This is a genomic window from Pseudomonas cremoris (assembly GCF_014230465.1).
Genome location: NZ_JAAXCY010000008.1, coordinates 148,163 through 173,576 on the forward strand (window position 1 = coordinate 148,163; position 25,414 = coordinate 173,576).

Sequence of the window (25,414 nt, forward strand, 5' to 3'; positions counted from 1 at the left end):
AATCTTGTAGCGCCGCGTCAGTTCAGGTAAGGGGACCAGGATGGTTCTCTGACTTCGCCTTGAGCGGTAGGAAGTGGGAGCCTTACGCGTCCATTAATGGACACGAGCATCAAGACTCCCCGGCCCTGCTGGCGGGTGGCGTAGATTACCATGGTGCCGTTGGGCGCAACAGTGGCTGACTCATCAAGGTTGGTATCTGTAAGGATTTTTACCGTTCCACGCTGCAAATCCTGGGCCGCAACCCGGAAATTAGTGAAACCATCCTGACGGTGAATCATCACCAACGTCTTTTCATCAGCCGAAAGCTTAGGGTTGGCGTTGTAGTTACCAATAAAGGTCACGCGTTCTGCGCCACCGCCACCCACGCTTGTTTTATAAATCTGTGGCTTGCCGCCCCGGTCGGAGGTGAAGTAGATGGTCGAACCATCCTTACCCCAGAACGGCTCGGTGTTGATGCCTGGGCCGCTGGTAACACGGCTGATCTGGCGCGAAGCCATGTTCATCACGTAGATATCAGGGTTACCGTCTTTAGACAGCACGAATGCCAGGCGCGAACCATCCGGCGACCAGGCTGGTGCACCGTTGAGGCCTTCGAAGTTGGTGATCTGCTCACGACGGCCAGTATCGATGTGCTGGACGAAGATGCGCGGACGCTTCTGCTCAAAGGATACGTAGGCAATACGCTTGCCGTCCGGTGCAAAACGCGGCGACAGGATTGGCTCACGCGACTGCAGCAAAGTTACAGCCCGTGCACCGTCATAGTCCGAACGCTGCAAAGTGTAACGAGTGTTGTCTACGGAGAAACGCTCAGCCGTTACGTACAACAGACGCGTCGAGAAAGCACCCTTGATACCGGTGAGCTTTTCAAACGATTGGTCCGAGATGTAGTGGGCCATGTCGCGCAGTTGTTCGGCGGTGCCCGATACGCTGCCGGTCAGGACCTGCTGCTCGGTGGCCACGTTGAACAACGTGTACTGGATCTGCAGGCGACCGCCGGCCGGCACAATGTTGCCGACCATCAGGTACTGGGCGCCAACGGCCTTCCAGTCACGGAACACAACTTCGCTGGCCTGGTTCGGCTGGCTGATCATGTTGCCTTTCGGAATCGGCGCGTAGTAGCCGGAGTTGCGCAGGTCGTCGCTGACGATCTGGGCCATGTCGTCCGGCAGCACGCTGCCGCCCTGCCAACCGAACGGTACTACCGCGATCGGGGTGGCCCGATCACTACCGCTGGTGACCAGGATGTTCTTTTCATCCGCCGCCGCTATCCCTGCCATACAGCAAATAACGACAAGCATTCCTCGAAGAAGGTTTCTCACAAGGCTAGATCCTCAGGTGTGAATGTCATCTTGAATGAACGATAGGGAGCGAAGTCGCTTGGTTTCATTCCCTGCATCTCGGTCAACCGGCCAATGTTCTTGACCGCGGCAACCGCCGAACTGTCGAACGAACCGTCACCACTGGACTTGGACACGCTGACCGAAGTCACCGTACCGTCCGGCAACATGCCGATCTGCAGCACTACTGTCATGCCTTTGCGTGCCGAAGGTGGACGTGTCCAGCCCTCTGCTGCCCGCGCCCGGATCAGGTCGTCGAAACTGCCCGCAACTTCATCACCACGTTCATCGGCCAAGGCTTGCTGACGCTGCGGCGTGTCGGAGAGCAAATCTGCCAAGGCCTGGGCCTTTTTCTCTTCGGCGGATTTACGCGCTGCTTCCTGGGCCTTTTTCTTCTGGGCGTCGGCGGCAGCTTTCTTCTTCGCGTCGTCGGCGACTTTCTTCTTCGCCTCGTCTGCTTCAGCTTTTTTCTTGGCGTCTTCGGCGGCTTTCTTCTTCGCGTCTTCGACAATCTTTTTCTTGGCGTCTTCAGCGGCCTGTTTCTTGGCCTCTTCTTCGGCAGCTTTCTTCGCTTCGTCTTCGGCTTTCTTCTTGGCTATATCAGCCAATTGTTTCTCTTCAGCCTTTTTCGCTTCGGCAGCTTTCTCGGCTTTCTTGGCTTCATCAGCCTTTTTCGCCTCGTCGGCCTTCTTCGCTTCGTCAGCCTTTTTCGATTCCTCGGCCTTTTGAGCCGCCTCTTCTTTCTTTTGTTCCGCAGCAGCCTTCACCGCTTCCTGCTCGACCTTCTTCTGTTCCATCTGCTCGACTTCAGTCTGGCGCGCAGCCGACTTCTGAGCCTCACCCGCAATCTTCTGATTGGTCTGGGTGGTGGCCTGACTTTTCGATTTCAGCTGATACAGGGTCGCCTGCACGATCGGCTTGGCTGGCGGCAAGTCCGGGGTCATGGCAAAGCTGACGAACAGCATGCCAAACACCAGGACGTGCAGGGCAATTGCCCAAACGCTAGGCCAGAAGTAGCTTTCCGAGGCGGACGGCTCTCGCTGTTGCTGCATCAGGGCGCCTCGGTAATCAAGCCAACGTTACCGACGCCGGCCTTCTGCAGCCCGCCCATGGCACCCATGACGGAGCCGTAGTCGACCGCCTTGTCGCCACGGATGAAGACTTGGGTGTGCTTGCCGCCTTCGTTGCCCGAGCGAATGATCTTGGTCACGGCATCAGTCATCGCTGGCAAGGTCAGGGCCTTGTCCTGCTGCTTCTGAGTGTCGACTTCGCTGCCAAGGTTCCAGTAATAGGTCTTGTCGGACTTGATCGAAATGGTCAGCACCTGGGTGTTGTTGTCCTGGGGCAAGGCTTCGCTGGAAACCTTGGGCAGATCAACCTTTACACCCTGGTTGAGCATCGGCGCGGTCACCATGAAGATAACCAGCAGCACCAGCATCACGTCGATGTAAGGCACTACGTTCATCTCGGCGACCGGCTTGCGCTTGGTTCGAGCTCGAGTGATTAAAGCCATCGGGGAGTACCTGCTTATTCTTCGCTGGTGTGCACTTTACGGTGCAGGATCGCCTGGAATTCATCGGCGAAGGTGTAGTAACGGCCAATCAGGTTTTCGCCGCGAGCGGCAAAACGGTTGTAGGCAATTACTGCCGGGATAGCAGCGAACAGGCCGATCGCGGTGGCGATCAGGGCTTCGGCGATACCCGGGGCCACAGTGGCCAGGGTCGCTTGCTGGGCCTGGGCCAGGCCGCGGAAGGAGTTCATGATGCCCCATACGGTACCGAACAGACCGATGTACGGGCTCACGGAACCAACGGTGGCGAGGAACGGCAGGCTCTGCTCCAGTTTTTCTTCTTCACGGGAGATGGCAACGCGCATGGCACGGGCCACGCCTTCCATTACCGCTTCCGGGTCTACGCCTGGCTGCTGGCGCAGACGGGAGAATTCCTTGAAGCCAGCGCGGAAGATCTGCTCGACGCCCGAATCCGGGTCCGGGTTGCTGCCGGCCTGACGGTACAGCTTGGACAGGTCGATACCCGACCAGAAGCGCTCCTCAAAGCTCTCCAGGGCACGTCGACCGGCACGCAACAGGTTGCTGCGCTGAAAAATCATGACCCAAGAGGTAACCGATGCGGCTACCAGGGTCAGCATGACCAGTTGAACCACAACACTGGCATTGCTGACCAGGCTCCACATGGAGGAATGGTCGACGACGGTAGGTTCCACGCTAAATCTCCTGCTTTGATTGTTTACCCGCGCCGCTTACGTCGGCAAAGGCCGCACGTAGAGCTTCGGGAATGGCCCGGGGTTTCAAACTATTGGTGCGCACACAGGCCACCAGGAACTGCCCCTCACAGAGCAGCGTTGCATCCGTTGCCCGCCTGACCTGCTGTTTAAAGCGCAGGCTGACACGGTTCAATTCGATTACTTCAGCGCTTACCAACAACTCGTCGTCCAGCCGCGCCGGCGCGTGGTAGCGCGCCTCGCTGGAGTGCACGACGAACAACAGGTCCTCCCCTGCCAACTCGGACTGGGCAAAGCCCAGCTCCCGTAGCCGCTCGGTTCGAGCCCGCTCCATGAACTTGAGGTAATTGACGTAATACACGATGCCGCCGGCATCGGTGTCCTCGTAATAAACGCGACAGCGATGTGCGAACGACTGATCCCCGTTTTGCGCGCGCATACTCTAGTGCTTACTCCTCAGGTTGCCAATTGGCTGGGCAACTGTTTTTTCATTCTCGAGAATACTTCGAGTGACTGAATGACGACGCCAGCCACTAGGACAGCACAAACTCCAGATAAATCGACTGGCGTGACCTTTTTAATCGTCCACTGCATCGAGGAATTCGTCTACCACGGGCATCTCACCCAATCGTGACGGAATGTTTAACCCGAAGTGCAGGTAGGCATGGCGCGTCACCACCCGCCCCCGTGGCGTGCGCATGATGTAGCCCTGCTGGATCAGGTACGGTTCCAGCACGTCCTCGATGGTATGGCGCTCCTCGCTGATGGCGGCCGCGAGGCTGTCGACACCCACCGGACCGCCGTCGAACTTCTCGATCATGGTCAAGAGTAGACGTCGATCCTGGTGATCGAAGCCATGCTCGTCCACATCCAGCAGGTTCAGCGCCAGGTCGGCCACGGCCTTGGTGATATGCCCCTTGGCCCGCACTTCGGCAAAGTCGCGCACACGACGCAGCAGGCGGTTGGCGATTCGCGGCGTGCCACGGGCCCGACGGGCGATTTCAAATGCGCCTTCCGGGTCCAGGGGCAAGCCGAGAATGCTCGCCGAACGGCTGACGATGGTCGCCAAGTCTGCGGTGCTATAAAACTCTAGACGTTGAACAATGCCGAAACGGTCTCGCAACGGATTGGTCAACATACCGGCGCGAGTGGTGGCACCCACCAGGGTGAACGGTGGCAGGTCGAGCTTGATCGAGCGCGCCGCCGGGCCTTCGCCAATCATGATGTCGAGCTGAAAGTCTTCCATCGCCGGGTACAGCACTTCCTCGACGATCGGCGACAACCGGTGAATCTCGTCGATAAACAGCACGTCATGCGGTTCAAGGTTGGTCAGTAGTGCTGCCAGGTCGCCCGGCCGCTCCAGCACTGGGCCGGAGGTGGACTTGATCGACACGCCCATTTCCTGGGCAATGATGTTGGCCAGCGTGGTTTTACCCAACCCCGGCGGGCCGAAGATCAGGGTGTGATCGAGGGATTCACTGCGCCCGCGCGCGGCCTGGATAAACAGCTCCATCTGCTCGCGCACGGTGGGTTGGCCGATATATTCAGCCAGGCTCAGGGGCCGGATGGCGCGGTCCTGGACTTCTTCACGGTCGCGCGGGCCGGTGGCCGCGATCAGACGATCTGCTTCAATCACTTAAATCATTCCCTTCAGGGCACGGCGGATCATGTCTTCACTGCTCAGGTTCTTGTCCTTGATGGCCGAAACGGCCTTGCTGGCCTCCTGCGGCTTGTAGCCCAGGGAGATCAGCGCGCTGACAGCGTCGCTTTCGGCACTGGCGACCTGACCGGCCGGCATGTCCGGCTGGTTCGGCACCAGGGCGAACATGCTCGGTACGACTTCCCAGGCCTTGAATCGGTCCTTGAGTTCCACTAGCAGACGTTCGGCGGTTTTCTTGCCGACACCCGGTACCTTGGTCAGTGCCGACGTATCCTGGGCCGACACGGCACGCACCAGCTCGTCCACTTCCAGGCTCGACATCAGCGCCAGTGCCAGTTTCGGCCCCACGCCATTCAAGCGGATCAGTTCACGAAAGAAGTCACGGTCGCGCTTGCCAATGAAACCATAGAGCAATTGCGCATCTTCGCGCACCACCAGATGGGTGTGCAGCGTAATCGGCTCGCCGACAGACGGTAGGCGATACAGGGTGGTCATGGGCACTTCCAGCTCATACCCCAACCCATTTACATCCAGAATCAGGTGCGGCGGCTGTTTCTCAGCCAGGGTGCCGCGCAAGCGTCCAATCACGGTTCAAATCCTTAAAGCTTGAGGGTCAGCCAAAGGCCTGACCGGGAAACACGATTGCGCTGATGCTATCAGAGACGCAGCCGCCCGCCACGACTGCGTGCCGTACCCAGACCGTGGGGCAGCAGACTGGAACGGGTGTGCGCATGGCAAATGGCAATGGCCAGGGCGTCGGACGCGTCAATCTGTGGTTTTGAGGTGAGCTTGAGCATGTGCATGACCATCATCTGCACCTGCTCTTTGTTGGCGGCGCCGGTGCCGACCACAGCCTGCTTGACCTGGGTCGCGGTGTACTCGGCGATTTCCATGCCCTCCTCCGCGCCCGCGACGATAGCAGCGCCACGGGCCTGGCCAAGCTTCAGCGCCGAATCGGCGTTTTTGGCCATGAACACCTTTTCGATGCCCATGGTCACCGGCCCGTAGGTCTGGATCACTTCACGCACGCCGCGATAGACGATCTGCAAGCGCTCGGCCAGCTCGCCTGCACCTGTGCGGATGCAACCCGAGGCCACGTAGATGCAGCCGCGTGGGGTCTGCTGCACCACGCCAAAACCGGTGATGCGCGAACCGGGGTCGATACCTAGGATTAAAGTCATAACGCCTGCGGGTTGGGTAAAACAATTTTTGATACAGAGCAGATCGAATGTGGGAGCGGGCTTGCTCGCGAAATCGGTGTGCCAGTTAACACATGTATTGACTGACACACCGATTTCGCGAGCAAGCCCGCTCCCACATTTTGATCTACATCTACCCTTAGACTAGCTGTGCGGCTACGTCTTCCGGGATGTCAGCATTCGAATACACGTTCTGCACATCATCCAGGTCCTCAAGCATGTCCAACAGCTTCAGCACCTTCTGCGCGCCATCCAAATCCAGCTCGGCACTGGTGGTTGGCAGCATCACGATTTCCGCGTCGGTGCCTTTGAAACCAGCGGCTTCCAGCGCATTACGCACTGCGTAGAAACTGCCAAACGAAGTGAACACGTCGATGGAGCCATCTTCGTTGGTCACCACGTCATCGGCGTCAGCTTCCATCGCGGCTTCGATCAGCGCGTCTTCGTCCACACCCGGTGCGAAGGAGATCTGCCCCTTGCGCTCGAACAGGTAGGCCACCGAACCGTCGGTACCGAGGTTGCCGCCGCACTTGCTGAACGCGTGACGCACAGCGGCTGCGGTGCGGTTGCGGTTGTCGGTCATGCATTCGACCATCACCGCCACGCCACCTGGGCCGTAGCCTTCGTAGGTCAGTTCGACCATGTCGTCGGTATCGGCAGCACCGGCACCACGGGCCACGGCGCGATCGATGATGTCACGGCTCATGTTGGCGCCAAGCGCCTTGTCCAGCGCCAGGCGCAGGCGCGGGTTGGAGCCAGGGTCACCACCGCCCTGCCGGGCAGCGACGGTCAGCTCGCGGATCCATTTGGTGAAGATCTTGCCTTTCTTGGCATCCTGTCGCTCTTTGCGGTGCTTGATGTTCGCCCACTTGGAATGGCCAGCCATAACACAACTCCGAAATTCTGTAGAAACCTTATCAATCCCGCCCCAGGCGGGATGCAACCCTTGTAACGCAAAGGCGCATCCGAAGATGCGCCTTTTTAGACTGCGTAAACCTCAGTGCGCTTTCACGCAGTAGCCTTACTCAGCCTTCGGCGTCTCGCGCAGACGAATGTGCAGCTCGCGCAGCGCCTTGGCATCCACCACACCTGGAGCCTGGGTCATGACGTCCGCAGCACTCTGGGTTTTCGGGAAGGCGATCACTTCACGGATCGACTGGGCACCGGTCATCAGCATCACCAGACGGTCCAGGCCAAAGGCCAGGCCACCGTGCGGCGGCGCGCCGTACTTCAAGGCGTCGAGCAGGAAGCCGAATTTCTCTTCCTGTTCCGCTTCGTTGATGCCCAGCAGGCGGAAGACCGCTTGCTGCATCTCTTTGCGGTGAATACGGATCGAACCGCCACCCAGCTCAGTGCCGTTAAGCACCATGTCGTAGGCACGGGACAGTGCGCCTGCCGGGTTGGCTTCCAGCTCGGCCGGCGAGCACTTCGGTGCAGTGAACGGGTGGTGCAAGGCGCTGAAGCTGCCGTCGTCGTTCTCTTCGAACATCGGGAAGTCAACGACCCACATCGGGGCCCATTCGCAGGTCAGCAGGTTCAGGTCGTGACCGAGCTTGATGCGCAGCGCGCCCAAGGCTTCGCTGACGATCTTGGCCTTGTCGGCACCGAAGAACACGATGTCGCCATCAACCGCACCAACGCGATCGAGTATCGCGTTCAGGTTGTCCAGCGGAATGTTTTTCACGATCGGCGATTGCAGACCGTCAACACCATTGGCGCGCTCGTTGACCTTGATGTATGCCAGGCCCTTGGCACCGTAGATGCCAACGAACTTGGTGTAGTCGTCGATCTGCTTGCGCGGCATGCTTGCGCCGCCAGGCACGCGCAGGGCGGCGATGCGGCATTTAGGGTCGTTGGCCGGGCCGCTGAACACCTTGAAGTCGACTTCTTTCAGTTGATCGGCCACATCCACCAGTTCCAGCGGGTTACGCAGGTCTGGCTTGTCGGAACCGTAGCGGCGCATGGCTTCTTCGAAGGTCATGTGCGGGAAATCGCCGAACTCCAGGTCCAGCACTTCCTTGAACAGGTTGCGGATCATTTGTTCGGTCAGGCCCATGATCTCTTTTTCATCGAGGAAGCTGGTCTCGATGTCGATCTGGGTGAATTCCGGCTGGCGGTCAGCGCGCAGGTCTTCGTCGCGGAAGCACTTGGCGATCTGGTAGTAGCGGTCGAAGCCGGCCACCATCAGCAGTTGCTTGAACAGCTGCGGCGATTGCGGCAAGGCGAAGAAGCTGCCAGCGTGGGTACGGCTCGGCACCAGGTAGTCACGCGCGCCTTCCGGAGTAGCCCGGGTCAGGATCGGCGTTTCTACGTCGAGGAAGCCGTTTTCGTCGAGGAAGCGGCGGATGCTGGTGGTCATGCGCGAACGCAGGCGCAACTTCTCGGCCATTTCCGGACGACGCAGGTCCAGGAAGCGGTAGCGCAGGCGGGTTTCTTCGCCCACGTCGGAGAATTCGTTGAGTGGGAACGGCGGGGTTTCCGACTCGTTCAGCACTTCCAGTTCGTAGCCCAGCACTTCGATGCCGCCGGAGGCCATGTTCTTGTTCACGGCACCGGCCGGACGCAGGCGAACCTTGCCGGTGATCTTCACGACGTATTCGCTGCGCACGCGGTCGGCGGCGGCGAAGCTTTCAGCGCGGTCCGGATCGAACACCACCTGGGCCAGACCATCACGATCACGAATGTCGAGGAAGATGACCCCGCCGTGGTCGCGGCGACGGTGAACCCATCCGCAAAGGGTGATTTCCTGACCTTCCAGGGTCTCGTTCAGTTGGCCGCAATAGTGGCTGCGCATCATGGTAGTGGTTTCACTTCTCGTAATTCGAAATTCGGTGGAGGCCTGCCTCGTCACCGTACATTAAAGCAGGGGACGGATAATGCAGGAGCCTGCGCGTAGAGTTCAACTCAGTCTGCTTTGTCGCCGCCCGCCAGATTCTTCTTCGAACCTGTCTTGAAATCGGTCTCGTACCAGCCGCTGCCGCTCAGGCGGAAGCCAGGCATGGACAACATCTTCTTGAGCTCCGGGGCCTGACAGGCCGGGCAATCGACCAGCGGCGCTGCGCTGATCTTCTGAATGGCTTCCAACTGATGACCACAGGAAGCACATTGATAGTCGTACATGGGCATGGCGATGTCTCGGCGATCAGAACATTACTGCGCCACGCCTGCTCCGGGACAACCCCGGCACGCGCAGCAAAGCGCGGGATTATATCTGGTAAATCGAGGCAGCGCAGCCGGCTTTCTGCCCGAAGCCTTGCCCACCGGGACGATGGGCCGGCTCCGGGGCCTTTTGATGGCTCAGGGCTCAACACTGCCCTTGAGTACATGTTCCACGCACACCACCCTGACCAACCCACTGAAGTTCTTCACTCCCCCATATCGCAAGTGCACCTCCCGATCGACGTAAGACAGCAACGCACTGACAGAACAGGCATTGATCCTGGCTATTTCCGTGAGGATATTCCAATAGATCTGCTCCAGCCGCAGGCATGTCGAAAACCCATTGAGCCTGACCGATCGGGACAATGGCCTGGCCAGCCCCATGTCGAATCCCTTTACAAATGGATCGACTTTGATTTTATGAAAACCAGCGGTTTCCATGACCCCATTACCTTCTCCACGCGACATACACCTGACACTCCATTGCCAAACAGCAGCCCATGGGCTCTCCCATGGGGCGATGGCCCTATAAAACAGCAGGCGCAAGGAAGCGGCCAGAAGACGGGGAGTTGATAGTCGTAGGACAACGCCAGGAAATGCGCGGAAACAAGCGAGCGGCGCCAGGACGGCGCCACTGCGGGTTGACGCTTATTTGTTTTCGAGGAGGGAACGCAGCATCCACGCGGTTTTCTCGTGAACCTGCATACGCTGGGTCAGCAGGTCGGCGGTCGGCTCATCACTGACCTTATCGAGCAATGGGAAAATACCGCGCGCCGTGCGAGTGACCGCTTCCTGGCCGGCGACCAGTTGCTTGATCATTTCTTCGGCACTGGGCACACCCTCCTCCTCCTTGATGGAGGAAAGACGCGCATAGATCGAATAGGCACCCGGCGCCGGGAAGCCCAGGGCACGGATGCGCTCGGCAATGGAGTCCACCGCCAGCGCCAGTTCGTTGTACTGCTCTTCAAACATCAAGTGCAGCGTACGAAACATGGGGCCCGTAACGTTCCAATGAAAGTTGTGGGTCTTCAGATACAGTACGTAGGTATCGGACAGCAGTCGCGAAAGCCCATCGACGATGGATTTACGATCTTCTTCACTGATACCAATATCGATTGCCATGTTTTTCCCCTTCAATTGAGAGCATTCATTGATCAGGTGCAGGACCACTCTAGCAAGAGTGCCGGTAACGTGCCGTTCTATACACCCAGGCGATGTGCGGCAAATTGCCCTGGCGCTACCCGCCAGGCATTGCAGGACAAGCCTTAGGACGGCATAGGACATTTCCTAAAAAACACTCAAAACGCCTGCACCTCTCTAGGACAAGCGTTTGGCGCAGAAATGCCCACCCCCTTGCAACCCCCGCAAATGCTTGATTTGAGTAGGCACAGCCTTTGCTGTTAAATAGGCGGCGTGTCGCTGCGGTTCATTTCTGCAGCAGCGACATAGGCTGATACCCGCGCACGTGCCCAACGCCTCCCATAGTTCAGAAGCGAACCGTGCCAGTCAGCTCTTCCTTGTGATCCGTCTTAACGTGAGTTAATCAAAATGTTGAAAATCGTCCACCTGCTAACGGGCGTTGCAGCTTTGCTGCTGTCCTTTATACCGAGCTTGCAACAGGGAAGCCCTCCCTACCTGGAACAACACGACGCTCTGTACCTGGCCTTGTTCGGCCTTCTTAACCTGACGCTGGCACCGGTCATTCCTTACTGGAACAAAGGCACACGTCATCAACTGCAAAACCTGGTCAGCGCGCTGCTGGTTCTGACCGTTGTTGTACAAACCCTCACCCTCCTGGCGCCTATGCCTGAAGTCGGTGGCCACCCGGCCATTCTGCTTAGCCTGGTGATTGCTGTGGTCGCTATCGTTCTTCACCTGGCCATCAGCTTCTACCGTTCATCCCCTGCGGCCTCGTCGCAAACCTACGACATGACCAATCGGGATACCGGTACCGTCAAGTGGTTCAACACATCCAAAGGCTTCGGCTTTATTTCCCGTGATTCGGGCGACGATATCTTCGTCCACTTCCGGGCCATTCGCGGCGAAGGTCATCGCGTCCTGGTGGAAGGCCAGCGTGTGGAGTTTTCCGTGATGAATCGCGACAAAGGCCTACAGGCCGAAGACGTGATCGCTGCACTGCCGCGTCGCTGATCCCAGCCTTCGCAGCAAAAAAAACCGCGATCCAGCGTTGACTGGATCGCGGTTTTTTATTGCACTCGCATTCTTCAGTAGTGCGGAGGCGGCGCTTCTTCTTCCGACGTTTCGAACTGCCCACCCATCTCTTCCTGGCGCTTGAGCAACGCGGTCATCTGCAACTGCAGGCGCTCAACGGCCCGTTGCTGGGCCACCAGAATGTCATTGAGGGTCTCGATGGTGTCGTCTTGGAAGGCCAAGCGGCTTTCCAGGTCGGTTACACGTTCTTGCAAATCCATAATTCAGCCCTGGGTAAACGTGAAGTCGGCGGGCAACAGTTCGCGCAGACGTGCACGGATAGCCTCCACCTGTGCGTCGCTATACGGCTTGGCCGGGTGCTTGCCCCACACCGGCGCAGGCCAGGCGGCGTCGTCACGTTTGCGCACGATGACGTGCACGTGAAGTTGGCTGACCACGTTGCCCAAGGCGCCGATATTCATTTTATCGGCCGCGAGGCCTTCATTCAGCAACTGCGCCAAGGCGGTCGTTTCCTGCCACAGCCGCTGTTGGTCGGCGACACCCAGCTGAAACACTTCGCTGATACCGTCGATGCGCGGTACCAGGATGAACCAGGGGTAGTTCGAATCATTGGACAACAGCAGGCGGCTCAGGGGGAAATCCCCGATGACCAGTGTGTCTTGTTGAAGGCGTTGATCTAAAGCGAACACCGCAGGCACTCCGTTCGGCAGGTCAGGTTCAAGGCTGCAGCATACCTGCGATTGGCTGACGCTTCACGCTGACCCCATGTGCGTCCATGGAGAACGGTGCGAAAAAAAACGCACCATTTCGAGACAGGCGGTTTTTTCGTCTACGCTGATTGACCAATCCTCCTGCCATCAATCAGGTACCGACAAAAATACAAGCATAAGACCCCCGATACAGAGGCTTCTCGAAACAAGGCACTAAGCCACCATCGAGACCTGCGGCACATCATGGGCATGCACCAAAATGACCCACTTGCGCCTCAAAGAGATCCGCCGATTACCCACTGAATGGGGTGAACGGGTAACGTTTTTCCAAGGATCAGGATTTATGCACAACCGACCAGGCACACAACACGCACGTCAAGGCCAAACCAATCGGCGTAAAACCCCCGTGCTTATGCGGTTTTCATCAAACCGTAACGGTTTTCACGAAAAAATGACATTCGGTTACCGATTTGGGCGCGCTTGTTGCATTCATCCCCACATCGTCGGCAACGGCACCTAAACGGAAGCAGGTGTTTCGCGATGAAAAACAACAGCGGTTCAATGCGTGCCAAGGAAGATTTTAAACACTTGAAAGTGATGCCCAAGGTGCTCTTTTAATGGTTTAAAACAGTATTGAAGTTGTCAGCCTCGTTACAGTGAGGCTGTGGAATTGCGACATGGACATAGCAATTTACGACTGGCTCGTAAAGAAGCTGAAAGGAAAGTTGGGCAAGTATCGCCAATATTGTCAGCGTGATATAACTTTGCGCCGACACAAAAAGAAAGAGCCGCCCAGACAAAAATACAGGTGGGACGGCAGTACTCTTCCTAAAACCAAAGGAGCAAATCACGATGCGCGTGATGAAGTGGAGCATGATCGCCCTGGCTGTTTCAGCAGGCACCTCGCAGTTCGCAATCGCGTCCTCCCAGGATGACGCCAAGGGTTTTGTTGAAGACAGCACTTTCAGTATCAACACTCGCCTCTTGTATTTCAGCCGCGATATCCGTAACGAGCCAGGTGGTGGTTACAAACCCGTCAAGGCAGGCAGTACCGAGCGCAAGAGCATCTCTGAAGAAACCGGCCTTGGCTTCAATGCCCTGTACCAATCGGGCTTCACCCAAGGCACCATCGGTGTAGGTGTTGACGCAATTGGCCTGCTGGGCGTCAAACTCGACAGCGGCCGTGGTCACGCCGGCACCGGGCTGTTCCCTAACGGGGCTGATGGCCGTGCGCAGGACGATTACTCTAAAGGCGGCGGCGCAATCAAGTTCCGCTTCTCTGATACCGTCCTGAAAGTCGGTGATCAGTACACCACCGCGCCGGTCTACGCTTCCGATGACAGCCGCTTGCTGCCAGAGCTGCCACAAGGCGTCTCGATCACCAGCAACGAGATCAAGGGCCTGAAACTGGAAGGTGGTCACTTCACTTCCTCCGTGGCGCAGAACCAGACCTTCCGTGACAGCATCAACGGCACTGGCCTGAAGAAAACCGACTTCATCGGTGGCGTTTACCAGCTCACCCCAGAAGTCGCTGCTAGCCTCTACTACGCGAAGACCGAAGACTACTGGAAGAAAACCTACGCCAACGTCAACTGGACTCACGCACTGAGCAAAGACCAGTCCCTGGCGTTTGACTTCAATATCTACAGCACCAAGAGCGACGGTCAGGGTCTGCAACGCGCAGAAAAAGACGACACCACCAAGCTCGACAACCGTGCCTATAGCTTGCAGGGCGCGTACACCATCGACGCTCACACCTTTACCCTGGCCTACCAAAAGGTTAGCGGTGATGGCGACTACGGCTACGGCGTAGACGGCGGCGGCACGATCTTCCTGGCCAACTCCGTTGCACGTTCCGACTTCAACGCTGAAGACGAAAAATCCTGGCAAGCTCGCTACGACCTGAACATGGCCACCTTCGGCATCCCAGGCCTGAGCTTCATGACTCGTTACGTCAGCGGTAGCGGCGCCAACACTGGCACTACCAGCAACGGTAAAGAGTGGGAACGCGACATCGAAGCCAAGTACGTGATCCAGAGCGGCCCAGCCAAAGACCTGAGCCTGCGTCTGCGTCAAGCGACTTACCGCTCCAGCGATGCCGTTTACTACGGTTCGGCTTCCTTGGACGAACTGCGTCTGATCGCGCAATACCCGCTGAACATCCTGTAATTGATTGTTTGATTACAACGATGACTTAAGGCTTAGGCCCTAAATAAAAAGCCGCTCCCTTGCAACAAGGGGGCGGCTTTTTTATTTCAGTATTGTTTCAATCGAAAAATAACTAGCAAGCTAACTAACGACACTCAACACGTTGCACCGAACCTGACTCATCAGCCAAGTTCGGCGCTGTTTACTGTCGACTACTTCGCCGCTGTTTCCTGCATTACGCGAATAACCCGCTGCGGAAATGGAATATCAATCCCCGCTGCTTTCAAACGATCCCGCGCCAGTTCATTGAGCATAAACACGACGTCCCAATAATCCGGTGTCTTGGTCCAGCAACGCAGGGAAACAGTAATAGAGCTGTCGCCCAACGTCGAAACCACTGCCGCCGGTGCCGGGTCAGCCAGTACACGTGGATCCTTTGCCAGCTCCAGCAATACTTCACGGGCTTTCTGCAGGTCGGCCTCGTAGTCCACGCCTACGTCAAACACCACCTTGCGGGTGGGTTGGCGGTTGGTGTTGGTGATGAGGCCGTTGGACAGGCTGCCGTTTGGAATGATCACCGTCTTGTTGTCGCCGGTGCGCAACACGGTGTGGAAGATCTGGATGCTGTCGACCGTACCCGACGTGCCTTGAGCCTCGATCCAATCACCGATGCGGAACGGGCGGAACAACAGAATCAGTACACCACCCGCGAAATTCGCCAGGCTGCCTTGCAACGCCAAGCCGATGGCCAAGGTGGCGGCGCCGATTGCGGCAACGAACGAGGTAGTTGCCACGCCGATCATCGAGGCCACGTTGACCACCAGCATGACTTTCAACGCGATGTTCGCCAGGCTGGTGATGAAGTGTTGCAGCGCCAGGTCCGCATTACGCAGAGCCAGCAAACGCCCCACGCGGTGGGTCAACACGTTGATCAGCCACCAACCAATGGCCAGCGTCAGGATGGCCAGCAAAAACCGGCTGCCATATTCCATGATCATCGGGATCCAAGACTGTGAGGTCGTGATCAAGTGATCCACTTCAGCGTTCAAATCCATCTACATTCTCCTGTCGAGCGGATGTTCGGTATTTTCTAGTGCCCAAAAATGCAATTGAGCCCCGTAGGGCTCAATCGTTGGCGCAGGCTCTGGGGCGTGGGACGTCAAAAACGTGCTCAGGTTCCCCAAATGGCCATCAGTCGCGGAAGTTATTGAACTGCAGCGGCATATCGAAGGTCTTGGCACGCAAGGCAGCAATCGCCTCTTGCAGGTCATCACGCTTCTTGCCGGTTACCCGAACCTGTTCACCCTGGATGGCCGCCTGGACTTTCAGCTTCGCATCCTTGATATGGGCGACGATTTTCTTCGCCAGCTCCTTGTCGATGCCTTCCTTGAGCACGGCTTCCTGCTTCATCAGCTTGCCCGAAGCGTAGGCGTCCTTGATTTCAAGGCACTGCGCGTCGATCTTGCGCTTGACCAGCGACAGCTTGAGGATCTCGATCATCGCTTCCAGCTGGAAATCGGCTTCAGCGGTCAGGTTGACTGTCAGTTCCTTTTCCTTGAATTCGAAGCTGCCCTTGCCTTTCAAGTCATAGCGACGGTCCAGTTCCTTGACGGCGTTTTCGACGGCGTTGGTGACTTCGTGTTTGTCCAGTTCGGATACCACGTCGAACGAAGGCATGTCATTTCTCCAATATAAGGGGCGGGCTCAGTAGAGATGGAGCGCGCCCGAGCTAAAATGCCGAGGCATTATAGCGGTTCTTTCGTCCCGTTCACTGCGGGCAGCCTTACGGAGCACAAACTGATGTCGACCACCTGGCACATTCTCGGCGCAGGCAGCCTGGGCACACTCTGGGCTGCGCGACTGGCCCGCGCCGGCGTGCCTGTGCGGTTGATTCTGCGCGATGAGGCACGCCTGGCCAGTTATCAGGCGGCACAAGGCCTGACGCTGGTGGAACAAGGTGTGGCGCACACTTATCCGGTAATCGGCGAAACGCCCGACAGCCCGCAGCCAATCCGTCGCTTGCTGGTGGCGTGCAAAGCCTACGACGCCGAAAACGCGGTCGCACAACTGCAACACCGATTGGCGCCAGACGCCGAACTGATCCTGCTGCAAAACGGCCTTGGCAGCCAGGACGCGGTGGCCGCACAACTGCCCCAGGCTCGCTGCATCTATGCGTCCAGTACTGAGGGTGCATTTCGCGACGGCGATTGGCGCGTAGTCTTTGCCGGCCATGGCTACACCTGGCTGGGGGACGCGAGCCATCCTACGCCGCCATTGTGGCTGGACGACCTGGAAGCCGCCGGTATCCCACACGAATGGAGTACCGATATCCTGACGCGCCTGTGGCGCAAGCTGGCACTCAATTGCGCGATCAACCCACTGACCGTGCTGTATCAATGCCGCAACGGCGAACTGCAGTCCCATCAATGCGAAGTCGCCACCCTGTGCGCCGAACTCGCCGAACTCTTGGAGTGTTGCGGCCAACCCGCCGCCGCCGTGGACCTGCAGCACGAAGTAGAACGCGTGATCCACGCCACTGCCGCCAATTATTCCTCGATGTACCAGGACGTGGCCAACGCCCGACGCACCGAAATCAGCTACCTATTGGGCTATGCTTGCCAGGCAGCGGCCCGTCACCAGTTGAACCTGCCGCATTTACAACAGCTGCAAATCCGCCTGGTCGACCACTTGCTTGCACGCGGATTGCCCCGCGACTGAGCCACGCGCTACCCTGCCCGCCTGTCTATCACCTGGGAAAACCCTGATGCCGCTGCGCCAGCGTCTTGAAAATCTACCGGTAGGGCAGAAACTGCTGGCCGCCCTGCTGGTGTTGTTGACCACCGTATTGCTGGTGGCCAACCTCACCTTTATCAGCGCCGCCTACTGGATATCCCAGGAAAGCATGGCCCCCCAGGCCTTGCAGGCCATCGGGCGCCTGGTGTCCAACCCGGCCCTTGCCGTCGAAGCGCTCGAATCGCCGGCCAAAGCCGACGCGCTGCTCAATGAACTGACCAGCTATTCGCCATTGCGCGCCGCCGCCTTGTATGACGGTGAAGGCAACCGCCTGGCGCAGATGCAGCACGGTGACCGCCTGCACTTGCCCGACAACTACCGGCATATCGAAGCCTGGCGCCTCACCGAATTTCGCAGCAACCAGGTCATCACCCTCCCCCGCGCAGGCCAACCGTCCGGGCACCTGCTACTGGTTGCCAGCAGTGAGTTGCCGGTGGCGTTCTATACCGGCACGTTGACCGCCAGCCTGGGCATCCTGATCTTCAGCGTGTTGCTGTGGCTGATCATCGCTCGCCAAATCAAGCGCCTGATCACCCGGCCCATCCATGAGCTGGAAGAGCTGTCACGCCAGGTCACCCGCGAAGAGAACTACGCCTTGCGCGCCGGCCGTGGCAACCACGATGAAATCGGCAGCCTGGCCGAGGCCTTCAACACCATGCTGTCGCGCATTGAAGCCCGCGAGCAGCAGCTCAAGCGCGCACGGGACGACTCCCAGGCGGCGTACGATCAAGCCCAGGGCTTGGCCGAAGAGACACGCCACACCAACCGCAAGTTGGAACTGGAGGTCCAGGTACGCAGCAAGATCGAGAAAAAACTCACCGGTTTCCAGAACTACCTGAACAGCATCATCGACTCAATGCCCTCGGCGCTGATCGCCCTGGATGAACAGCTCTACGTTACCCAATGGAACCAGGAAGCCAGCGCGCTCTCCGGCACTCGCCTGGACGAAGCCTTGAACCAGCCGATCTACCTGGCGTTCCAGCCGCTCAAGCCTTACCTGCCGCAGATCCGCGCCACCGTAGAGCAACACACCGTGGAACGCATTGAGCGCGTCACCTGGACCAAAGACGACGAACCCAAGCATTACGCCCTGACGTTTTACCCGCTGATGGGCGGTGCCGGGCGCGGCGTGGTGATCCGGATCGATGACATCACCCAGCGCCTGTCCCTGGAAGAAATGATGGTGCAGTCGGAGAAAATGCTCTCGGTGGGCGGGCTCGCCGCTGGCATGGCCCACGAGATCAACAACCCGCTGGGCGCGATCCTGCATAACGTGCAGAACATCCGACGCCGTCTGTCGCCCGACTTGCCGAAGAACTTGGAACACGCCGAACAGGCTGGCATCGAACTGGAAACCGTCAATCATTACCTGCAAAGCCGCGAAGTCCCGCAACTGCTGGACGGCATTCAACAGGCCGGGGCACGGGCAGCGAAGATTGTCACCCACATGCTCAGCTTCAGCCGCCGCAGCAACCGGCAGATGGCCCCGTGCGACCTGCCAGCGTTGATCGACCAGGCTGTGGAAATCGCCGGTAACGACTTCGACCTCGCCATCGGTTTCGACTTCAAGGGCCAGGCGATCATTCGCCAGTTCGACCCACAACTGGGACCGGTGCCAGGCACCGCCAACGAGCTGGAACAGGTGCTGCTCAACCTGCTGAAAAACGCCGCCCAGGCCATTCACCTGCGCGAAGACGACAGCGAGCCGGGCCGCATCATCCTGCGCACGCGCCTCAACCCGCCGTGGGCCGAGATCCAGGTGGAAGACAACGGCATCGGCATGAGCGAAAACGTGCGCAAACGTACCTTCGAGCCCTTCTTCACCACCAAGGAAATCGGCCAGGGCACTGGCTTGGGGCTATCGGTGTCGTACTTCATCATCACCAACAACCACAAGGGCCAGATGGAAGTGCACTCCACGCTCGGCCAAGGCACCTGCTTCACGCTACGCCTGCCCTTGGCAGGAAGCCAACTGCCACCTTACGAACTCACCCAACTGGAGCAATGACCATGGGCTTTCGCCTGTCGAAGATCTACACCCGCACCGGCGACAAGGGTGAAACCGGCCTCGGCGACGGCCGCCGTGTGCCCAAGGACCACCCGCGAGTGGAGGCGATTGGCGAAGTCGATACGTTGAACAGCCAGTTGGGGTTATTACTGGCCAATCTGGAAGAACAGAGCGGCCAGCATCCCGAATTGAAAGATGTGATTGAAGTGCTCACGCCCTGCCAGCATCGTTTGTTTGATTTGGGCGGTGAGCTGGCGATGCCGGTATACAAAGCGCTGAACGCAGCCGAGGTGGACCGGCTGGAAGCGGCGATTGACCGCTGGAATGAAGAAGTGGGGCCGCTGGAGAACTTCATCCTGCCCGGTGGCTCGGCGTTGATTGCCCAGGCCCATGTATGCCGCAGCCTGGCGCGCAGTGCAGAGCGACGCTGTCAGCAGTTGAATGCGGTGGAGCCGTTGGAAGGGGTTGGCTTGGCGTATATCAATCGCTTGTCGGATTTGCTGTTTGTGGCGGCGCGGGTGATTGCCAAAAGGCAGGGAGTGGCAGAAGTGTTGTGGCAGGCGGCTGCCAAGCCCCATTGATTATGCAGTGCCTGATCTGACGCCTTCGCGAGCAAGCCCGCTCCCACATTTTGAATGTATTCACAAATCAACATGTGGGAGCGGGCTTGCTCGCGAAGAGGCCAGTCAAAACAACTTCAGACCTCAGGCCAAAACGCCCGAATCCCCGCTACACCCTGAGCCCCAGCCTCCCAAGCCTTCTCCCGCTCAGCCGGCCCAACCCCACCCAGCAGAAACACCGGTTTGCTGAACCCACTGATCAACTGCGCCGCCAGCTCCCAGCCCAGAGGCTGCGCATCCGGGTGAGTCTGGGTCGGCTGAACCGGCGACAGCGTGACGAAATCCACGTCCATCAATTCTGCCAGCGCCAGCTCCTCGGCGTTATGGCATGACGCCGCTAACCAACGATCCTTGGGCAGCGGCCGACCTTTACTCGCATATTTGCGCAACTGTGCCGAAGTCATGTGCCAGCCGGCCGAAGGAAAATCCCCCAGCCATTCGAACGGCCCCTTGAGCATCAACTGCGCCTTGCCGGCACACAGGCCAACCGCGTCCACCGCCAGGTCACGGTACTTGGGGTCGTAGCCATTGGGTGCACGCAGCTGAATCAGCTTGATGCCACCGGCAATGGCTTTCTGGATACCGCGCAACAACGTAGGGGTTTCCAGTTCGCCCGGGGTGATCAGGTACTCGGCAGGCAAGCGCGCAGCGGCAACGATGGGGGCATTGGCCGCCGGAAACTCATAGTTGAGCAGGTCCCGAGGGGCCACCCATTCCAATGGTTGCCCTTCGGCGCCATGGGGCTCGCCGGTAAACGCCGAGACTTCCCAGACATCCAGCAACACCTGTTTGTCCGGGTAGTCATGCTGCACCTTGATCAACGGTCGCGCCGTGGTGACCTGAATGCCCAGCTCTTCCTGCAATTCGCGGGACAGCGCGGTGGCGACCGATTCGTCGGCCTCCACCTTGCCACCAGGAAACTCCCAGAGGCCGCCCTGATGCTGGGTATCGGCACGGCGCGCCAGCAGAATCCTGCCGTCGACACCGCGAATCACCGCTGCTGCTACATGCACTCGTTTCACCGCGCTTATCCTCTTCGCTATCAGGTACGGTATTCCGCGTTGATCTTCACGTACTCGTGGGACAGGTCAGTGGTCCAGATGGTTTCGCTGCACTCACCGCGGCCCAACTCGATACGGATGGTGATTTCTTCCTGCTGCATGACCGCCGAGCCTTGGGCTTCGGTGTAGGTCTCGGCACGCGCGCCACGGCTGGCGATGCACACATCACCGAGGAACACGTCGATCTTGCTCACGTCCAGGTCCGGCACACCGGCACGGCCCACGGCGGCAAGAATGCGGCCCCAGTTAGGGTCGGAGGCGAACAGCGCGGTCTTGATCAGCGGCGAATGCGCCACGGTGTAACCCACGTCCAGGCATTCCTGGTGGTTGCCACCGCCGTTGACTTCAACAGTGACGAACTTGGTAGCGCCTTCACCGTCACGCACGATGGCCTGGGCTACGTCCATGCACACTTCGAACACGGCCTGCTTCAACGCCGCGAACAACGGACCGCTGGCCGAGGTGATTTCCGGCAGGTTGGCCTGGCCGGTAGCGATGAGCATGCAGCAGTCGTTGGTCGAGGTGTCGCCATCGATGGTGATGCGGTTGAACGACTTGTTGGCGCCGTCCAGGATCAGGCTGTGCAGCACGTCGCGGGAAACTTTTGCGTCGGTGGCGATGTAGCCGAGCATGGTGGCCATGTTCGGGCGGATCATGCCCGCGCCCTTGCTGATGCCGGTCACGGTGACGGTCACGCCTTCGTGCACGAACTGGCGGCTTGCGCCTTTTGGCAGGGTGTCAGTGGTCATGATGCCGGTGGCGGCGGCGGCCCAGTTATCCACAGACAGATCATCCAGCGCGGCTTGCAGTGCGCCTTCGATCTTCTCGACGGGCAGCGGCTCACCGATCACACCGGTGGAGTACGGCAGCACTTGGCTGGCATCCACGCCGGTCAGTTGGGCCAGCTTGGCGCAGGTACGTGCAGCCGCCACCAGGCCTGGCTCGCCGGTGCCAGCGTTGGCGTTGCCAGTGTTGGTCAGCAGGTAACGGATGTTGCCGGCAACGCGTTGCTTGGCCAGGATCACCGGCGCTGCGCAAAAAGCGTTGAGGGTGAACACACCGGCGACGGTCGAGCCTTCTGCACAGCGCATCACCACCACATCCTTGCGCCCTGGGCGCTTGATGCCGGCCGAAGCGATACCGAGTTCAAAACCGGCAACCGGGTGCAATGTGGGCAAAGGACCAAGACCAACAGCCATGAATGCGCTCCTCAACAATTAGATGATGTCTGTGCCGTCGTGATCGACGGTGAAATTAATGGCAAAACGCCGCGACGGCAAAGGCCGGTCGCGGCGCGGGGTGTTGCAGCGTCAGGCAAAAAATCTTAGTTGATTTCGCCGTGGCAGTGTTTGAACTTCTTGCCCGAACCGCACCAGCACAGTTCGTTGCGGCCCAGCTTCTGGTCATTGCGAACCGGCGTCTGAGCCAAGGCCACATCGACCTCTTCGCCCAATACTTCCGGAGCTTCCAGACCAGGTGCTTCGTCGTGCTGGAACTGCATGCGTGCAGCCAGTGCCTCGGCTTCCTGACGCAGGCGAGCCTCTTCCTCGATCGGGTCTTCGCGACGCACCTGAACGTGGGACAGCACGCGAATCGAATCGCGCTTGATCGAATCCAGCAGTTCGGAGAACAGTGTGAACGACTCGCGCTTGTACTCCTGCTTCGGGTTCTTCTGGGCGTAGCCACGCAGATGGATACCATGACGCAGGTGGTCCATGGTCGACAGGTGGTCTTTCCACAGGTCGTCCAGCACGCGCAGTACGATTTGCTTCTCGAAGGTGCGCAGTGCTTCGGCACTCGCTTGCTCTTCTTTCTCGTTGTACGCGGCCAGCAATTCGGCCATCAGTTTTTCGCGCAGGGTTTCTTCGTACAGGTGATCGTCTTCGTCCAGCCACTGCTGAACCGGCAAGTCCACACCGAAGTCGCTCTTCAACGCCGCTTCCAGGCCGGCTACATCCCACTGCTCAGGCAGGGATTGTGGCGGAATATGTGCGCTGACGGTGGCGTTAAGCACGTCCTGACGGAAATCAGCGATGGTCTCGCCAATGTTGTCAGCGGCCAACAACGTGTTACGCATGTGATAGATCACTTTACGCTGTTCGTTGTTGACGTCATCGAACTCCAGCAGTTGCTTACGAATGTCGAAGTTACGGCCTTCAACCTTGCGCTGTGCCTTCTCGATGGCGTTGGTCACCATGCGGTGCTCAATCGCTTCGCCGGACTGCATGCCCAGGGCCTTCATGAAGTTCTTCACGCGGTCCGAGGCAAAGATGCGCATCAGGCTGTCTTCCAGAGACAGGTAGAAGCGGCTGGAACCGGCGTCACCCTGGCGACCGGCACGACCACGCAACTGGTTGTCGATACGGCGCGATTCGTGACGCTCGGACGCGATCACCTGCAAGCCGCCGGATTCCAGCACGGCCTGGTGGCGTTTCTGCCAGTCAGCCTTGATCTGGGCGATCTGCTCAGGAGTCGGGTTGTCCAGGGAAGCCACTTCCACTTCCCAGTTACCGCCCAACAGGATGTCGGTACCACGACCGGCCATGTTGGTGGCGATGGTCAGTGCGCCTGGGCGACCGGCCTGGGCGATGATCTCGGCTTCTTTTTCGTGGAACTTGGCGTTGAGGACCTTGTGCTCGATGCCTTCCTTGTTGAGCAGGTTGGACACGTGCTCGGAAGTCTCGATGGTGGCGGTACCCACCAGGATCGGACGACCCTGGGCCATGCCGTCCTTGATGTCGTTGATGATTGCCGCGTACTTCTCTTCGGCCGTCAGGAACACCAGGTCGTTGAAGTCTTTACGGGCCAGCGGCTTGTTCGGTGGGATCACCATCACGGCCAGGCTGTAGATCTGGTGGAATTCGAACGCTTCGGTGTCGGCCGTACCGGTCATGCCGGACAGTTTGTTGTACAGACGGAAGTAGTTCTGGAAGGTGGTGGATGCCAACGTCTGGCTTTCGGCCTGGATGTTGAGCACTTCCTTGGCTTCGATGGCCTGGTGCAGGCCTTCGGACAGACGACGACCCGGCATGGTACGGCCGGTGTGTTCGTCAACCAGCACCACTTGGCCGTCCTGCACGATGTATTCAACGTTGCGATGGAACAGCTTGTGGGCACGCAGGCCAGCGTAGACGTGAGTCAGCAGGCCCAGGTTATGCGCCGAGTACAGGCTCTCGCCCTCGGCCAGCAAGCCGATCTGGGTCAGCATGTCTTCGACGAACTGGTGACCGGATTCGTTGAGCTCGACCTGGCGGGTCTTCTCGTCGATGGTGAAGTGACCTTCTTTGGTCACCACGCCTTCCACTTCCTCGATGTGCTGCTCCAGGCGCGGGATCAACTTGTTGATCTCGGTGTACAGGCGCGAGCTGTCTTCGGCCTGGCCGGAGATGATCAGTGGGGTACGGGCTTCGTCGATGAGGATGGAGTCGACTTCGTCGATCACGGCAAAGTTGAGTTCGCGCTGGAATTTTTCATCCATGCTGAACGCCATGTTGTCGCGCAGGTAGTCGAAACCGAATTCGTTGTTGGTGCCGTAGGTAATGTCGCAAGCGTAGGCGGCGCGTTTCTCTTCCGGCGGCTGGAACGGCGTTACCACGCCGACGGTCAGGCCGAGGTATTCGTAGAGCGGGCGCATCCAGTTGGCGTCCCGGCGGGCCAGGTAGTCGTTCACCGTCACAACGTGCACGCCCTTGCCGGACAGTGCGTTGAGGTAAACACCCAGGGTTGCCACCAGGGTCTTGCCTTCACCGGTACGCATTTCGGCAATCATGCCTTCATGCAAGGTCATGCCGCCGATCAACTGAACGTCGAAGTGGCGCATGCCCATGACACGCTTGCCGGCTTCACGGGCGACCGCAAAGGCTTCGGGAAGCAGCTTGTCGAGGGTTTCACCTTTGGCTATGCGGGCCTTGAACTCTTGGGTCTTGGCGCGCAATTGCTCATCCGACAGGGCAACCATCTGCTCTTCGAAGGCATTGACCAGCTGCACCGTCTTGAGCATGCGTTTTACTTCGCGCTCATTCTTGCTTCCAAAAAGTTTCTTTAACAAAGGCGCAAACATATCGGCAGGTTCTTCCACACATAGGGATGGAGGGCGCACCGTGAGTGGCCCGAGCAGCCCTCACGGCCGCATGCGAACGCGCATTCTACCCGGATTCGTGGGTGAGGAAAGTGGCGTTATTCCCCGATGCTGGCATGGTGCTGTGAGAGGGCCTGTTTAAAATAAGGGCTTTTGCTGGAACTTCAACCCATGAAGCGCAGAAGTTAGCGATTGATTACACGGGCAAAGCCGCGCCGATGCATTGCC

General features: G+C 58.7%; 25 protein-coding genes. 5 read left to right on the top strand and 20 right to left on the bottom strand.

Features of this window, described 5'->3' with window-relative positions:
- Positions 1 to 17: 17 nt before the first annotated feature.
- The 13 genes from tolB to HF257_RS20710 form a co-directional block, all read right to left on the bottom strand.
- A complete protein-coding gene (gene tolB, locus HF257_RS20650; protein WP_185708067.1) occupies positions 18 to 1,298 on the bottom strand; it encodes a Tol-Pal system beta propeller repeat protein TolB in 1,281 nt (426 codons plus the stop codon).
- Positions 1,299 to 1,315: 17 nt separating this feature from the next.
- On the bottom strand, positions 1,316 to 2,389 hold the full coding sequence (gene tolA / locus HF257_RS20655; RefSeq protein WP_185708069.1) for a cell envelope integrity protein TolA: 1,074 nt from the start codon (positions 2,387 to 2,389) through the stop codon (positions 1,316 to 1,318).
- Positions 2,389 to 2,841 (bottom strand): protein TolR, encoded by a 453-nt coding sequence (gene tolR / locus HF257_RS20660; protein WP_161634127.1) that lies wholly within the window; start codon positions 2,839 to 2,841, stop codon positions 2,389 to 2,391. The genes tolA and tolR overlap by 1 nt, the downstream gene beginning before the upstream one ends.
- A gap of 23 nt (positions 2,842 to 2,864) precedes the next feature.
- A complete protein-coding gene (tolQ, locus tag HF257_RS20665; RefSeq protein ID WP_010208111.1) occupies positions 2,865 to 3,560 on the bottom strand; it encodes a protein TolQ in 696 nt (231 codons plus the stop codon).
- Position 3,561: 1 nt separating this feature from the next.
- Positions 3,562 to 4,017: a tol-pal system-associated acyl-CoA thioesterase gene (gene ybgC / locus HF257_RS20670; RefSeq protein ID WP_025854760.1), complete on the bottom strand. Its 456-nt coding sequence runs from the start codon at positions 4,015 to 4,017 to the stop codon at positions 3,562 to 3,564.
- A gap of 138 nt (positions 4,018 to 4,155) precedes the next feature.
- The gene (ruvB, locus tag HF257_RS20675; protein ID WP_003193867.1) at positions 4,156 to 5,214 is read right to left on the bottom strand and encodes a Holliday junction branch migration DNA helicase RuvB; all 1,059 of its coding nucleotides are present in this window, start codon (positions 5,212 to 5,214) and stop codon (positions 4,156 to 4,158) included.
- Positions 5,215 to 5,826 carry a Holliday junction branch migration protein RuvA gene (ruvA, locus tag HF257_RS20680; protein ID WP_003175802.1) on the bottom strand — a complete coding sequence of 204 codons (612 nt, stop codon included), beginning with the start codon at positions 5,824 to 5,826 and terminating at the stop codon, positions 5,215 to 5,217.
- A gap of 68 nt (positions 5,827 to 5,894) precedes the next feature.
- A complete protein-coding gene (ruvC, locus tag HF257_RS20685; protein WP_005790910.1) occupies positions 5,895 to 6,419 on the bottom strand; it encodes a crossover junction endodeoxyribonuclease RuvC in 525 nt (174 codons plus the stop codon).
- A gap of 157 nt (positions 6,420 to 6,576) precedes the next feature.
- Entirely contained in the window at positions 6,577 to 7,323 is a 747-nt protein-coding gene (locus HF257_RS20690) for a YebC/PmpR family DNA-binding transcriptional regulator (RefSeq protein ID WP_185708071.1), read from the bottom strand.
- A gap of 135 nt (positions 7,324 to 7,458) precedes the next feature.
- On the bottom strand, positions 7,459 to 9,234 hold the full coding sequence (aspS, locus tag HF257_RS20695) for an aspartate--tRNA ligase (RefSeq protein WP_105524020.1): 1,776 nt from the start codon (positions 9,232 to 9,234) through the stop codon (positions 7,459 to 7,461).
- 107 nt (positions 9,235 to 9,341) lie between these two features.
- Positions 9,342 to 9,563: an FmdB family zinc ribbon protein gene (locus HF257_RS20700; protein ID WP_010208103.1), complete on the bottom strand. Its 222-nt coding sequence runs from the start codon at positions 9,561 to 9,563 to the stop codon at positions 9,342 to 9,344.
- Between the two features lie 171 nt (positions 9,564 to 9,734).
- On the bottom strand, positions 9,735 to 10,064 hold the full coding sequence (locus HF257_RS20705) for a ribbon-helix-helix domain-containing protein (RefSeq protein WP_185708073.1): 330 nt from the start codon (positions 10,062 to 10,064) through the stop codon (positions 9,735 to 9,737).
- Between the two features lie 180 nt (positions 10,065 to 10,244).
- Positions 10,245 to 10,718 (bottom strand): Dps family protein, encoded by a 474-nt coding sequence (locus HF257_RS20710; protein WP_105695396.1) that lies wholly within the window; start codon positions 10,716 to 10,718, stop codon positions 10,245 to 10,247.
- Between the two features lie 426 nt (positions 10,719 to 11,144).
- On the opposite strand from HF257_RS20710, the gene HF257_RS33460 reads away from it, so the two are divergent.
- Entirely contained in the window at positions 11,145 to 11,747 is a 603-nt protein-coding gene (locus HF257_RS33460; protein WP_025854767.1) for a cold-shock protein, read from the top strand.
- 74 nt (positions 11,748 to 11,821) lie between these two features.
- On the opposite strand, the gene HF257_RS20720 is transcribed toward HF257_RS33460, so the two are convergent.
- Positions 11,822 to 12,028: a SlyX family protein gene (locus HF257_RS20720; RefSeq protein ID WP_056791149.1), complete on the bottom strand. Its 207-nt coding sequence runs from the start codon at positions 12,026 to 12,028 to the stop codon at positions 11,822 to 11,824.
- Between the two features lie 3 nt (positions 12,029 to 12,031).
- Positions 12,032 to 12,457, bottom strand: coding sequence for an HIT domain-containing protein (locus HF257_RS20725; protein WP_185708075.1), 426 nt, complete (start codon positions 12,455 to 12,457; stop codon positions 12,032 to 12,034).
- Between the two features lie 873 nt (positions 12,458 to 13,330).
- Here HF257_RS20725 and HF257_RS20730 point away from each other — a divergent pair.
- Complete coding sequence (locus HF257_RS20730) at positions 13,331 to 14,647, top strand: OprD family porin (RefSeq protein WP_185708077.1); 1,317 nt, start codon at positions 13,331 to 13,333, stop codon at positions 14,645 to 14,647.
- 191 nt (positions 14,648 to 14,838) lie between these two features.
- On the opposite strand, the gene HF257_RS20735 is transcribed toward HF257_RS20730, so the two are convergent.
- Complete coding sequence (locus HF257_RS20735) at positions 14,839 to 15,681, bottom strand: mechanosensitive ion channel family protein (protein ID WP_185708078.1); 843 nt, start codon at positions 15,679 to 15,681, stop codon at positions 14,839 to 14,841.
- A 136-nt stretch (positions 15,682 to 15,817) separates the two neighbouring features.
- Positions 15,818 to 16,303, bottom strand: a complete 486-nt coding sequence (locus HF257_RS20740) for a YajQ family cyclic di-GMP-binding protein (RefSeq protein WP_003175814.1) — start codon at positions 16,301 to 16,303, stop codon at positions 15,818 to 15,820.
- A gap of 123 nt (positions 16,304 to 16,426) precedes the next feature.
- Between HF257_RS20740 and HF257_RS20745 the strand changes: the two genes are divergently transcribed.
- The 3 genes from HF257_RS20745 to HF257_RS20755 are packed head-to-tail and all read left to right on the top strand — an operon-like array spanning position 16,427 to position 20,008.
- A complete protein-coding gene (locus HF257_RS20745; RefSeq protein ID WP_185708079.1) occupies positions 16,427 to 17,344 on the top strand; it encodes a putative 2-dehydropantoate 2-reductase in 918 nt (305 codons plus the stop codon).
- Between the two features lie 46 nt (positions 17,345 to 17,390).
- On the top strand, positions 17,391 to 19,427 hold the full coding sequence (locus HF257_RS20750; RefSeq protein ID WP_185708080.1) for a sensor histidine kinase: 2,037 nt from the start codon (positions 17,391 to 17,393) through the stop codon (positions 19,425 to 19,427).
- A gap of 2 nt (positions 19,428 to 19,429) precedes the next feature.
- Entirely contained in the window at positions 19,430 to 20,008 is a 579-nt protein-coding gene (locus HF257_RS20755) for a cob(I)yrinic acid a,c-diamide adenosyltransferase (RefSeq protein ID WP_185708081.1), read from the top strand.
- A gap of 116 nt (positions 20,009 to 20,124) precedes the next feature.
- On the opposite strand, the gene HF257_RS20760 is transcribed toward HF257_RS20755, so the two are convergent.
- The 3 genes from HF257_RS20760 to secA all read right to left on the bottom strand — a co-directional run bounded on the left by HF257_RS20760 (position 20,125) and on the right by secA (position 25,168).
- Positions 20,125 to 21,069, bottom strand: coding sequence for a Nudix family hydrolase (locus HF257_RS20760; protein ID WP_185708082.1), 945 nt, complete (start codon positions 21,067 to 21,069; stop codon positions 20,125 to 20,127).
- Positions 21,070 to 21,089: 20 nt separating this feature from the next.
- Positions 21,090 to 22,307 (bottom strand): bifunctional glutamate N-acetyltransferase/amino-acid acetyltransferase ArgJ, encoded by a 1,218-nt coding sequence (gene argJ, locus HF257_RS20765; RefSeq protein WP_185708083.1) that lies wholly within the window; start codon positions 22,305 to 22,307, stop codon positions 21,090 to 21,092.
- A gap of 125 nt (positions 22,308 to 22,432) precedes the next feature.
- Complete coding sequence (gene secA / locus HF257_RS20770) at positions 22,433 to 25,168, bottom strand: preprotein translocase subunit SecA (protein ID WP_185708084.1); 2,736 nt, start codon at positions 25,166 to 25,168, stop codon at positions 22,433 to 22,435.
- Between the last annotated feature and the right edge of the window lie 246 nt (positions 25,169 to 25,414).